Raw genomic sequence first — 12,015 nt, 5'->3', positions numbered from 1 at the left:
ACCTGGGCGAGAAGCGGCGAAGACCGCTACCGGGACGAGCCTGTGCTGAGGGTCTTTGTCGCGCTCGGCAAGCGCCTTGCCGGCGTTTTTACATTCGGGGATGCTTTGCAAGCGGACGCTCGCGATACGTTGGACGAACTTCGGCAGGCAGGCATCAAGCGCGTCGTCATGCTCACAGGCGACGACAGCGTGGCTGCGAACCGCATTTCCCGCTTGCTCGACCTCGATGTGATCGTCGCCAACGCCACCCCCGCCGAAAAGGTCGCTGCGGTCGGGGTCGAGAAAGCGCAGGCCCCCACAATGATGGTCGGCGATGGTATCAACGATGCCCCTGCCCTCGCTGCCGCGACGGTCGGTGTTGCCATGGGTGCACGCGGTGCAACGGCCTCCTCGGAGGCGGCCGACGTCATCATACTGGCCGACAGGTTGCAGCCGGTCGCCAACGCGGTGCGGATTGCCCAACGCACCCGCGCGATTGCCCTGCAGAGCATCATCGCCGGGCTCGCGCTCTCGGCCTTGGCGATGGTTGCCGCAGCCATGGGGCAGATCACGCCGGTGGCGGGCGCGTTGCTGCAGGAGGGGATCGACGTCGCGGTCATCCTGAACGCGCTGCGTGCTCTTGGCAACGGACGTCCCGGGCGCGCATAGTAGACGACAGTAAATCGGTGAATGGCCATGGCACTGCAGGATCTGGTGGTTTGCAGCGAATGTGGCGGCGTCAACCGTCTGCCGCAGGCCCGCAATGCCTTGGAGGCAAAATGCGGGCGATGCGGGATCAAGCTGTTTTCGGGACACCCGCAAGACGTCAACGCTGAGATTTTCGATCGTCAGATCACGCGCAGCAGCCTTCCTGTTGTAGTCGACATCTGGGCGCCCTGGTGCGGCCCCTGCAAGATGATGGCGCCGGCGTACGAGGCTGCGGCCAACCAACTGGAACCACATGTCCGCCTGATCAAGCTCAACTCCGACAAGGAACAGGCCGTTTCGGCAAGCTTTGGCATTCGCGGCATCCCGACGATGATCCTCTTCCATGGCGGGCGTGAAATTGCGCGCACCTCCGGCGCGATGACGGCGGGGCAGATCGTCAGATGGGTGCGCGACCGTCTGCCAACTGTCGCCGCCTGAGGCCGCGCCAACCCTGGATACGCTCATCGCCCGGCTTGGATTGGTCTCGGCAATTGGTCTCCTCGTCGGATTGGAGCGCGGTTGGCGCGAGCGTGACGCCCCGGATCGCAGGCAGCAAACGCGATCGGTCGCCTGTCGCTCGCAATATTTGCCGGTCCGGTCAGGTTCTGGCTGCCGCTGGCCGTCGCAACCTTGATCGCCGCCACCATGGGCATCTGCGCCCTCTTATTGCTCGGTCCTGGATAGAAGCTCGAGCCTTCTTGATGCGGATCAAGGGCAAGGTCCCGCCACCGCTCTATGGAACGCCTTCAAAGGAGATCGCAATGACCAGTTTGAAGGACCTCACCCCGAATTTCCGCAATGTCCGGCTGCTGCTCGCTCGCGAGAAGGGCCATCCCGAAGGTGACCGCGAAGAGGGTTATGACGTGCTGGCTCCATTGACCGGCGAAGGCCGGATCGATGCGGAGGAATGGAAGTCGCACAGGGCTTCCTGCCGCGTCCGCCGGTTTCGCACCGGCGAGGAGGATCTGATCGGAAGACTGAGGCGCAAACCCGGCGGACAATGGTATTTCGACTATGCCGAAGGCGACCGCGACGACGAAATCGGTTTCCATCTTGGCGAAGAGCGCTTCGTGACAGGAGAATATGTCTCGATCGCGCGGAATGGAGCCATGCACACCTACCAGGTGGCGCGGGTCGAACGGCCTTAGCGGCTGGCAGGCAGCATCCAGGGGAAAGCCATGTCACGGCGCATCCTTGTTGTGATCGGCCATCCCGACCCGTCCCCGGACCGGCTCTGCCGCGGTCTTGCCAATGCCTATGCCGAAGGCGCGGGGCAGTCCGGGCATGCCGTCCGCCAGGTCGATCTGGCGGCGATTGATTTTCCGATGCTGCGGACAATGCAGGAGTTCGAACACGGTGCAGTCCCGGACGGGTTGAAGGATGCAGCCGACGCGATCGTCTGGGCGGAACACATTGTCTTTGTCTTCCCGCTCTGGCTCGGTACCATGCCGGCCCTGCTCAAGGCATTTCTGGAGCAGGTCATGCGGCCGGGAACTGCCTTTGCCTACCCGGACGGCGCTGGGCGTTTGCCCAGGACATTGCTTCGCGGCCGCTCCGCGCGTGTCGTGGTGACGATGGGAATGCCGTCCTTTGTCTACCGGCTCTGGTTCCTCGGCCACGGCCTTGCGGGCATGCGGCGGAGCGTTCTGCGTTTTGCCGGCATCAGTCCGGTGCGCGAGACCCTGTTCGGCATGGTTGCCGGCAGCAGTGACGCAACCCGCGCGAAATGGATCGCGCAGATGCGCAAACTCGGTCAGCTGGCCAGATAGCGTCCGTTGAGCGTTGTCAGGGGACCAGGACGGCCGCGCCGGTCAGTCTCCCGGCGCGCAGATCGTCCAGCGCCTGGTTGGCCTGTTCCAGCGGATAGACCTTTGTATGCGTGCGAACCTTTGCGCTCGTCGCGATGGGGAAGAACTCTTCCGCATCGCGGCGCGTCAGGTTTGCGACCGACACCAGTTCACGCTCCTCCCAGAGCAATCGATAAGGCATGTCCGGAATGTCGCTCATGTGGATACCGCCGCACACCACCCGGCCGCCCTTGCGAACGGCACGCAGCGCCAGCGGCACCAGGCCGCCAACAGGAGCAAAGATAATGGCGGCGTCGAGCCGCTGGGGTGGCGGCTCATCCGAATTGCCGGCCCAACTGGCACCCAGTGAACGGGCAAATTCCTGGGCTTGCTTGTCGCCCTGGCGCGTGAACGCGAAAATCTCGCGGCCTTGCCAGATCGCGATCTGGGTGACGATGTGCGCGGCGGCGCCGAAGCCGTAGATGCCCAGCCGCCGACCGTTGCCAGCCTTCTTCAGGCAGCGCCAGCCGATGAGACCTGCGCAAAGCAGCGGTGCCAGCGATACGGGATCTGCGTCCTGGTCCAGATCGAAGGCGAAATGACCGTCAGCGATAACATGGCTGGCGAAGCCGCCGTCTCGCGTATAGCCGGTGAACAGTGGCTGATCACAAAGATTTTCACTGCCTTCAGCGCAATAGTGACAATGCCCGCAGGTGTGCCCAAGCCAGGGCACCCCCACTCTCCGCCCCAGCCGGGACCGGGCAACGCCTTCACCGACCTTATCAATGACACCAACAATTTCATGACCGGGTACGAGCGGCAGTTTGGGGTGGAGCAGATCACCGTCCACGACATGCAGGTCGGTTCGACAGACCGCGCAGGCCTCGACCCTCAGCCTGATCTCGCCCGCCCCAGGCAGGGGATCGGGTCTCTCGACCAGCTTCAAAGGGGCGCCCACGCCTTCGAGCACCATCGCTCTCATGACAGCTCCTGGGTGTACCGTGAGGAACAAAGGGAGTGTATCATGATCCCCGTTGACGTTCCGATGCATCAAGCGATTGCAATGTGGTCCTCGACCATACGCGCTCCGGACACGGACGAGGGGCTTCGAGCAAATTCAAGTGGTTGCAAGACAGCCTGTCGGTCGCGCATTCCTCCCAAATCGCCATGGTGCACAAACTCGCAGCCGCTTCTTTGACAAGGGTCAAGTCCGTCGCGGGTGAAAGCCGCGATAGCCACCGATCACATCGGAATTGACATCGATCAAGGCTGTTGATCCCGGCCTCTGCTTTTGATCCGCGCAATCCACGACACCAAGCGGTTCCGTGGGATCGTATTCAACGGCAAGAGGCAACAATGAACCGTACCGGGCGCATATGGCTATTGGCCGGCCTGCTGGCAGCCGTTGCCGCCGGCGGATACTATGCTTGGCAGCAGTCCCAGAACGGCAAGCTGCCGGCGGGGATAGCGAGCGGCAACGGTCGTATCGAGGCGGTCGAGATCGACGTCGCCACGAAATCGGCAGGACGGATCAAGGAGATCCTTGCCGATGAAGGCGACTTCGTCAAAGCCGGCGCGGTGCTTGCCCGCATGGACACCGCGCAGCTTGAGGCGCAACGCAGGCAGGCGCAAGCGCAGTTGCAGCGCGCCAGTATCGGCGTCGACACCGCCAACACGCTGATCGTCCAACGGCAGGCTGAAAGAACGGCAGCGGCAGCGGTCGTCGCGCAACGCGAAGCCGAACTCGATGTCGCCGAGCGAACGTTCGGGCGTTCCATGCAACTCGCGGCCAACAGCACGATTTCGCAACAGGTTCTCGACAATGACCGGGCGGCCCAACAAGGCTCCAAGGCTGCGGTGGCGGCGGCCGTGGCCCAACTCGCCGCCAGCGAAGCGGCGATCAACGCCGCCAAGGCTCAGGTCGTGGACGCCAAGGCGGCGGTCGATTCAGCTCAAGCCGCCATCGAGAGCATTGATTCCGAGATCGATGATGCGACGCTTAAATCGCCGCGCGACGGGCGCGTGCAATATCGAGTGGCCGAGCCCGGCGAGGTGCTGGCCGGGGGCGGCAGGGTCCTCAACCTGGTCGATCTGGAAGATGTCCACATGACGTTCTTCCTGCCCACGGCGCAGGCGGGGCGTGTGGCCATCGGAACGGAAGTTCGCCTCGTCCTCGACGCCGCGCCACAATACACTATTCCGGCAAGGGCCACCTTCGTCGCCGACGTCGCGCAATTCACACCGAAGACGGTGGAAACGGAGGAAGAGCGCCAGAAGCTGATGTTCCGCATCAAGGCGCAGATACCGCCCGAACTGCTGCGCAAATATATCCAGCAGGTGAAGACCGGTCTTCCCGGCACGGCCTATATTCGCCTCGACCCGAATGCCAAATGGCCCGATAGCCTGCAGGGAACGCTGGTTCAATGAGCATGCAAGTGCCTTCCGCGCGCTTGGTGGCGCGGCTGGAAAATGTCGGCCTCTCCTATCGGAAGACCCGGGCGCTCGATGCTATAACGCTCGATCTCCCTTCCGGCTGCACGGTGGGGCTGATCGGCCCCGATGGGGTCGGCAAGTCCAGCTTGCTCTCGCTGATCGCCGGGGCGCGCGCCATGCAACAAGGCCGGATCGAAGTACTCGGCGGCGATATGGCGGACGTGGTTCAACGGCGGAACGCCTATCCACGTATTGCCTATATGCCGCAAGGCTTGGGCAAGAACCTCTATCCGACCCTCTCCGTCTTCGACAATGTCGACTTCTTCGGCCGTCTCTTCGGCCAGGAGCGGCATGAGCGCGAGCAACGCATCGGCGAACTTCTGAAGAGCACCGGGTTGGCCCCATTCTCCGATCGGCCGGCCGGCAAGCTCTCGGGTGGCATGAAGCAGAAGCTCGGCCTGTGCTGCGCCCTGATCCACGATCCGGACCTCTTGATCCTGGATGAACCGACCACCGGCGTCGATCCGCTGTCGCGGCGCCAGTTCTGGCAGTTGATCGAGCGTATCCGCCGAGGCCGTGAAGGGATGAGCGTGATCATCTCGACCGCCTATATGGAGGAGGCAGCGCGCTTCGACTGGTTGGTGGCGATGGATGGCGGACGGGTGCTGGCCACGGGCACGCCCGGCGCTCTGCTCGAGCAGACGGGTGCGCCAGACCTAGACGCCGCCTTCATCGCCTTGCTGCCCGCCGAAAGGCGCGAGGGGTACCACCAGGTGGTCATCCCGCCGCGTTCCCCGGATGCGCAAGACGAGACCGCCATCGAGGCAGAGCACCTGACAAGGCGCTTCGGCGACTTTACCGCCGTCGAGGACGTCAGTTTCCGCATCGGCCGCGGCGAGATCTTCGGCTTTCTGGGATCGAACGGCTGCGGCAAGACAACGACCATGAAGATGCTGACAGGCCTGCTCGACGCCAGCGAAGGCAAGGCAAAGCTCTTCGGCAAGGAAATCGACCCGCGCGACATCGAGGTGCGACGCCGCGTCGGCTACATGTCGCAAGGCTTCTCACTCTATTCGGAACTCACGATCCGCCAGAACCTCGAACTGCACGCACGTCTCTTCCAGATCGACGCGGCGGCGATCCCCCAAAGGGTCGACGAGGTGGCCAGGCAGTTCGATCTCGTCGATCACAGGGACACGATGCCCGATGCTCTGCCCCTCGGCATCCGGCAGCGCCTGTCGCTGGCCGTCGCCATGATCCACTCACCGGACATCCTGATCCTCGACGAGCCCACTTCGGGCGTCGATCCCGTCGCCCGTGACGGCTTCTGGCGTATTCTCATCGATCTGTCCCGCCGGCAGAACGTCACCATCTTCGTCTCGACCCACTTCATGAACGAGGCGGAGCGTTGCGACCGCATCTCGCTGATGCATGCGGGCAAGGTTCTTGTCAGCGATACGCCGGCGGCCATCATTGCCAGCCGCTCGGTCGAGACCCTGGAGGAGGCCTTCATCGGCTACCTGGAACGGGCGATGCGGACCGATGCCCCCGAGGCAGCCGCCCTTGCGCAGGATGCGATGCCAATGGTGCTTCCCGCCGGGGAGGCGCCCAGGCGGGCGACGCTCGGCCTGTTCTTCGATTTCCGACGCATGTTCGCCTACACAAGACGAGAGGCGCTGGAGCTGCTGCATGATCCGATCCGGGCCACGCTCGCCACCGTCGGCAGCCTGATCCTGATGTTCGTGGTGGGCTACGGCATCAATATGGATGTCGAGAACCTGTCATTCGCGGTTCTCGATCACGACGATACTGCCATCAGCCGCGACTACGTCCTGCAGCTTGCCGGCTCGCGCTATTTCACCGAAAAGGCGCCCTTGTCCGGCTACACCGATCTCGACAGGCGCATGGAGCGCGGCGAAATCAGCCTGGCGCTGGAAATACCGCCGGGGTTCGGACGCGATCTGGCGCGCGGCCGCGACGTCGCGATCGGCGCCTGGATCGACGGCGCGATGCCGACGCGTGCGGAAACCGTCCGCGGCTATGTCGAAGGCATGCACGTGCGCTGGCTCACCCAGAAGGCACGCGAAATCCGTGGCGATTCCGCGGTAGTCGGCGATTTCCAACTGGAGATCCGCTACCGCTACAATCCGGACGTCCGCAGTCTCGACGCCATCGTTCCGGCAGTGATCCCGCTGTTACTTTTGATGATACCGGCCATGCTGGCGGTGCTGAGCGTGGTGCGCGAGAAGGAGCTCGGCTCCATCATCAATTTCTACGTAACCCCTGTGACCAGGCTTGAGTTCCTGCTCGGCAAGCAGGTTCCGTATGTGGGGCTGGCGATGCTGAATTTCCTGCTACTGACGGCCTTCGCCATCTACGGCTTCGGCGTGGCCTTCACCGGCAGCTTCGCGACCTTCGCGGTCGCGGCATTTCTCTACGTCATCGTCACGACCGCGATGGGGCTTGTCCTTTCGACCTTCATGAGCAGCCAGATCGCCGCGATCTTCGGGACGGCGATCCTCACGATGATCCCCGCCACGCAATATTCCGGCATGATCGACCCGGTCTCGTCGCTTCAGGGTTTCGGCGCCTTCATCGGCAAGATCTATCCGACGACCTATCTCGTCATGATCTCGCGCGGAACGTTCTCCAAGGCGCTCGGCTTCGATGATCTGTCCAGCGCTTTCATTCCGCTGCTGATCGCCATTCCCGTTCTGCTCGGCCTCGGCACGATCCTCCTCAGGAAGCAGGCCCGCTGATGCGCCCGGCCAACATCCTCCAGCTTGGTATCAAGGAGCTGCGCGGCCTGTCGCGGGACCCGATGCTGCTCGTCTTGATCTTCTATTCCTTCACGATAGCGATCTATACGGCATCGAAAGCGATGCCGGAAACGCTCAATCGCGCCCCGATCGCTATCGTGGACGAGGACCAGTCCGCCGTGGCCTCCAGGATCGTCAGCGCCTTCTACCCACCCTATTTCGTCGCGCCCGTGCTTATCTCCCAACCGGAGATGGACAGCCGCATGGATGCCGGCCTCGAAACCTTTGCGCTGGACATCCCTCCAAACTTCCAGCGCGACCTTCTCGCCGGCCGCGCACCGACCATTCAGCTCAACATCGATGCGACGCGCATGTCGCAGGCGTTCACAGGCGGGGGATATGTCCAGTCAATCGTGTCGGGAGAGGTCAGCGAGTTCCTCGACCGCTACCGATCGGAGACTGCGCTGCCCGTCGCTCTCGACCTGCGCGCCCGTTTCAATCCGGAGCTGAACAAGGGATGGTTCGGCGCCATCAGCGACGTGATCAATTCCATCACAATGCTGTCGATCATTCTGACGGGCGCGGCTCTGATCCGCGAGCGCGAGCACGGGACCATCGAGCATCTCCTGGTCATGCCGGTGACCGCCTTCGAGATCATGGTGAGCAAGGTCTGGTCGATGGGCCTGGTGGTGCTGGTGGCGTCCGGCTTTAGCCTGGTGGTCGTCGTGCAAGGCCTGCTTGCCGTCCCCACGAACGGATCTCTGGCGCTTTTCATGACGGGAGCGATGCTCGACATATTCGCCATGACCTGCCTCGGGATTTTCCTGGCGACCGTCGCCGGGTCGATGCCGCAATTCGGTCTTCTGCTGATGATGGTGCTGCTTCCGCTGGAATTGCTGTCCGGCGGCGTCACGCCGCGCGAAAGCATGCCAGAGATCATCCAGGCGATCATGTTCGCGGCACCGAACACGCATTTCGTGATGCTGGCGCAGGCGGTGCTCTTCCGCGGCGCCGGCCTTGATGTCGTCTGGCCTCAGCTTGCAGCGCTCCTGGCCATTGGCGTCGCTCTGTTTGCCTTCTCGCTGCGCCGTTTTCGCGAGTTCCTGAGATAGGCGATCGGGAAGTCACCTCCTCCTCGCCTTGCCGCCCAATCACCGCTCGGGCAAACGCACTATTTTGGCGCGCAGAAGGCTGCGTGCAAGGCTTCCACTGGCGCTTGACGGTCAAATGGGTTTCTTGTTCGATGGAAAGTGACACCCGGGTCGTCGTGACCATGGGCATGCCCGAGTTCTTTTACCGCCTCTGGTTCTTGGTCACGACATGCCGGGATGCGACGGAATATCCCGCATCTTGTCAGCATTGGTCCGGCGCGGCAAACCTTGTTCGGCGCGATCCAGGGCGCCAGCGACGCGACGAAATGGATCGCAAAATGCGCAGGCTCGGCGAGCGGACCAGATCAGCTCGCCTTTGAAAGTCGCCAGAACGCGCCAGAAGGGCGATGCCGCCGAGCCGGTCCGCATCTCCGGCAGCCAGAAGTGCCTTCGCTCGTGGCAGCCTTCAATCATGACTTCAGATTTGACCCGTATCAAAGCCCCCGCTCTTCTTTCTTGTTCATGTGCCTCCTATCAGAGCCTCAAATCCGGGAGAGCATCATGGCTACGGCCGATATCAACATTCCTGGTCGGGAAGTCACGACCACAGCGGCGACGAAGCTTCGATTAGGATCCCTCACGGCGCTCGTAATCGGTTCGATGGTCGGTTCCGGCGTGTTTAGCCTGCCACAGAACATGGCGGCCGGGGCCGGCCCGCTCGCGATCCTTATTGGTTGGGCGATCACCGCGGTTGGCATGCTGGCGCTGGTCTTCGTCTATCAGTCGCTTGCCACCCGCAAGCCCGAACTCGACGCTGGCCCCTATGCGTATGCCAAGGCGGGGTTCGGGCCATTTATCGGCTTCAACGCCGCCTGGGGCTACTGGATCAGCGCCTGGGTCGGCAATGTCTCCTATGCCGTGATCGTCTTCAGCGCCCTGTCCTATTTCTTTCCGAGTTTCGGTGATGGAAACACCTGGCAGGCGGTGCTCGGTGCATCGATCTTGCTGTGGCTGATCCATGTCCTGATCCTCGCCGGCATCCGGCAGGCGGCCGTGGTGAATCTTATTGTCACGGTGGCAAAGATCGCTCCGATCGTCCTGTTCGTCGGAGTCGTTGCCGTCGCCTTCAAGCTGGATGTCTGGTCGCTCGACTTCAGCGGGCTTGGCAACGCCGACCTCGGTTCGATCAGCGCGCAGGTGAAGAGCACGATGCTGGTGACCCTGTGGGTGTTCATCGGCATCGAAGGGGCCAGCGTATTTTCCAGCCGTGCCGAGCGTCGCAAGGACATCGCCACAGCAACCGTTCTTGGCTTCTTCACCTGCCTTGCGCTCTACGCACTGGTCTCGCTGCTGTCGCTCGGGATCCTGAGCCAGCCTGAGCTCGCCGCGCTGAAGAACCCTTCAATGGCGGGCGTGCTGGAGGCGGTTGTCGGTCCTTGGGGCGCCATCCTCATCAACATCGCCTTGGTCATATCCGTGGTCGGCGCCTTCCTGAGCTGGACGCTGCTTGCCGCCGAAATACCGCATGCCGCCGGCAAGGATGGAACGATGCCGAAATTCTTCGGCCAGGAGAGCGATCGCGGCGTGCCTTCGACTTCGCTCTTGATCACCAATTTGCTCGTCCAGGCTTTCCTGGTGATTACGCTCTTCGCGCAAAGCACCTATCAGGCGCTGTTCTACATCGCATCGGCCGCCATCCTCGTGCCTTACATCTTTTCGGGTGCCTACGCGGCCAAGCTGGCGCTGACCGGAGAGAGCTACGCGAATGGCGAACAACGCGCCGGCCCGCTTGTCGCCGGGCTGGTGGCGACCGTCTACGGGCTATGGCTGGTCTACGCGGCCGGACCCGCCTACCTGTTCATGTGCGCGATCCTCTACGCGCCCGGCATCATCTTCTACATCTGGGCACGCCGCGAGACCAGCCAGCGCGTTTTCCATCCAGTCGAAGCAGGCCTTGCCGCAGCCCTCGTCGCGGCCGGTATCGCAGCCGCCTATCTCATCTGGAACGGGAGCATCAGCCCGCTATGAACGCTCCTATCACCACGACCAAGCTTGGCGCCTTTTCCGAAGTCGGCCTGCTCCGCGAGGTGCTGGTGCACCGTCCCGATCTCAGCCTGCAAAGGCTGACGCCGGACAATTGCAAGGCGTTGCTCTTCGACGATGTTCTCTGGGTCAAGAAGGCCCGGCAGGAGCATGATGTCTTCGTCGACGCACTGCGCGAACGCGGCGTTGTGGTGCATTCGTTCGGTGAACTCCTGGCCGATACCATGAGCCTGACCAAGGCGCGCGACTGGCTTCTGGACCGCAGGATTCACGCCGGCATCGTCGGGCTGGACATGGTCGGCGAGATGCGCGGATGGCTCGATGAAATGCCATCGGGGCAGCTGGCGGCCTATCTCGTTGGTGGCATCGCTCGCGCCGAGCTTCCGTTCGAGCCGAAGGGATTGACCGGAAGGACGCTCGCGCCCCAGGATTTTGTGCTGCCGCCGCTGCCGAACCAGCTTTTCACCCGCGACAGCTCCTGCTGGATCTACGGCTCGGTCTCGGTCAACGCCATGTACTGGCCGGCAAGGCGGCCGGAAGCGGCCAATGTCGAAGCCGTGTACCGCTTCCATCCCCGTTTTCGCGATAGCGGCGTCCCCTTCGTTTCGCCGGACCTGGGAACAGGCACCAGCCTGGAGGGTGGGGATGTCATGCCGATCGGCGGTGGAACGGTTCTCGTCGGCATGGGAGAACGCACCACGCCGCAAGCGGTCGGCGATCTCGCGCGCAGTCTGTTCGCGGCCGGCGAAGCAACGCGTGTGATCGCGGCGCTGATGCCGCGTGACCGCAGTTTCATGCATCTCGATACCGTCTTCACCTTCTGCGATCGCGACCTGGTCACCCTTTACCCGCCGGTGGTCGAGCGGCTGCGTACCTTCTCGCTGCGGCCAGGCGACGGAAATGCGGCAGTCGAGGTCACGGAAGAAACCCAGCCGTTCACGGCAGTTGTTGCCGAAGCGCTCGGCTTGAAATCGTTGCGGATCATCGCCACTGGCGGCGACCGCTACGAGGCCGAGCGCGAGCAGTGGGATGACGGCAACAACGTCGTTGCGGTCGAGCCCGGCGTGGTCATCGGCTACGACCGCAATGTCTACACCAACACGCTTCTACGACGGGCAGGTGTTGAAGTGATCACGGTCGAGGGCGCCGAACTCAGCCGCGGTCGCGGCGGCGGCCACTGCATGACCTGTCCGATTGCCCGCGACCCGATCTGAC

General features: G+C 63.0%; 11 protein-coding genes. 9 read left to right on the top strand and 2 right to left on the bottom strand.

The features are described from left to right. From CN311_RS00250 to CN311_RS00235, 4 genes are all read left to right on the top strand, one after another. Positions 1-648, top strand: a 648-nt coding sequence (locus CN311_RS00250; RefSeq protein ID WP_115504217.1) for an HAD-IC family P-type ATPase, incomplete at its 5' end; no start/stop codon positions are given. Between the two features lie 27 nt (positions 649-675). Beyond that, positions 676-1,125 (top strand): thioredoxin TrxC, encoded by a 450-nt coding sequence (gene trxC, locus CN311_RS00245; protein ID WP_097571434.1) that lies wholly within the window; start codon positions 676-678, stop codon positions 1,123-1,125. Positions 1,126-1,448: 323 nt separating this feature from the next. Continuing rightward, a complete protein-coding gene (locus CN311_RS00240; RefSeq protein WP_097571433.1) occupies positions 1,449-1,835 on the top strand; it encodes a hypothetical protein in 387 nt (128 codons plus the stop codon). 30 nt (positions 1,836-1,865) lie between these two features. Then, positions 1,866-2,456, top strand: coding sequence for an NAD(P)H-dependent oxidoreductase (locus CN311_RS00235; protein ID WP_097571425.1), 591 nt, complete (start codon positions 1,866-1,868; stop codon positions 2,454-2,456). A 16-nt stretch (positions 2,457-2,472) separates the two neighbouring features. Here the strand turns inward: CN311_RS00235 and CN311_RS00230 are convergent, their stop codons facing one another. Beyond that, a complete protein-coding gene (locus CN311_RS00230; protein ID WP_097571424.1) occupies positions 2,473-3,456 on the bottom strand; it encodes a zinc-dependent alcohol dehydrogenase family protein in 984 nt (327 codons plus the stop codon). 374 nt (positions 3,457-3,830) lie between these two features. On the opposite strand from CN311_RS00230, the gene CN311_RS00225 reads away from it, so the two are divergent. The 3 genes from CN311_RS00225 to CN311_RS00215 are packed head-to-tail and all read left to right on the top strand — an operon-like array spanning position 3,831 to position 8,778. After that, positions 3,831-4,901, top strand: coding sequence for an HlyD family secretion protein (locus CN311_RS00225; protein WP_097571423.1), 1,071 nt, complete (start codon positions 3,831-3,833; stop codon positions 4,899-4,901). Continuing rightward, the gene (rbbA, locus tag CN311_RS00220; RefSeq protein WP_097571422.1) at positions 4,898-7,666 is read left to right on the top strand and encodes a ribosome-associated ATPase/putative transporter RbbA; all 2,769 of its coding nucleotides are present in this window, start codon (positions 4,898-4,900) and stop codon (positions 7,664-7,666) included. The genes CN311_RS00225 and rbbA overlap by 4 nt, the downstream gene beginning before the upstream one ends. Further along, positions 7,666-8,778: an ABC transporter permease gene (locus tag CN311_RS00215; RefSeq protein ID WP_097571421.1), complete on the top strand. Its 1,113-nt coding sequence runs from the start codon at positions 7,666-7,668 to the stop codon at positions 8,776-8,778. The genes rbbA and CN311_RS00215 overlap by 1 nt, the downstream gene beginning before the upstream one ends. A 201-nt stretch (positions 8,779-8,979) precedes the next feature. On the opposite strand, the gene CN311_RS00210 is transcribed toward CN311_RS00215, so the two are convergent. Continuing rightward, positions 8,980-9,231 (bottom strand): hypothetical protein, encoded by a 252-nt coding sequence (locus CN311_RS00210; RefSeq protein WP_097571420.1) that lies wholly within the window; start codon positions 9,229-9,231, stop codon positions 8,980-8,982. Positions 9,232-9,318: 87 nt separating this feature from the next. On the opposite strand from CN311_RS00210, the gene arcD reads away from it, so the two are divergent. Then, entirely contained in the window at positions 9,319-10,785 is a 1,467-nt protein-coding gene (gene arcD, locus CN311_RS00205) for an arginine-ornithine antiporter (protein WP_097571419.1), read from the top strand. After that, positions 10,782-12,014 (top strand): arginine deiminase, encoded by a 1,233-nt coding sequence (locus CN311_RS00200; protein WP_097571418.1) that lies wholly within the window; start codon positions 10,782-10,784, stop codon positions 12,012-12,014. Before arcD ends, CN311_RS00200 begins: the two co-directional genes overlap by 4 nt. The last annotated feature ends 1 nt before the right edge of the window (position 12,015 follow it).

Origin of the sequence: Mesorhizobium sanjuanii (genome assembly GCF_002529485.1) — a bacterium.
Taxonomy (GTDB): Bacteria; Pseudomonadota; Alphaproteobacteria; order Rhizobiales; family Rhizobiaceae; genus Mesorhizobium; species Mesorhizobium sanjuanii.
Note: the sequence above shows the minus strand (reverse complement) of the source record. Positions and strands in the feature narration are given on the sequence as shown.

Excerpts from the sequence above, each read along its gene's own strand:
- trxC (WP_097571434.1), top strand. The coding sequence starts at position 676 with ATGGCACTGCAGGATCTGGTGGTTTGCAGCGAATGTGGCGGCGTCAAC.
- CN311_RS00240 (WP_097571433.1), top strand. The coding sequence starts at position 1,449 with ATGACCAGTTTGAAGGACCTCACCCCGAATTTCCGCAATGTCCGGCTG.
- CN311_RS00235 (WP_097571425.1), top strand. The coding sequence starts at position 1,866 with ATGTCACGGCGCATCCTTGTTGTGATCGGCCATCCCGACCCGTCCCCG.
- CN311_RS00230 (WP_097571424.1), bottom strand. The coding sequence starts at position 3,456 with ATGAGAGCGATGGTGCTCGAAGGCGTGGGCGCCCCTTTGAAGCTGGTC.
- CN311_RS00225 (WP_097571423.1), top strand. The coding sequence starts at position 3,831 with ATGAACCGTACCGGGCGCATATGGCTATTGGCCGGCCTGCTGGCAGCC.
- rbbA (WP_097571422.1), top strand. The coding sequence starts at position 4,898 with ATGAGCATGCAAGTGCCTTCCGCGCGCTTGGTGGCGCGGCTGGAAAAT.
- CN311_RS00215 (WP_097571421.1), top strand. The coding sequence starts at position 7,666 with ATGCGCCCGGCCAACATCCTCCAGCTTGGTATCAAGGAGCTGCGCGGC.
- CN311_RS00210 (WP_097571420.1), bottom strand. The coding sequence starts at position 9,231 with ATGATTGAAGGCTGCCACGAGCGAAGGCACTTCTGGCTGCCGGAGATG.
- arcD (WP_097571419.1), top strand. The coding sequence starts at position 9,319 with ATGGCTACGGCCGATATCAACATTCCTGGTCGGGAAGTCACGACCACA.
- CN311_RS00200 (WP_097571418.1), top strand. The coding sequence starts at position 10,782 with ATGAACGCTCCTATCACCACGACCAAGCTTGGCGCCTTTTCCGAAGTC.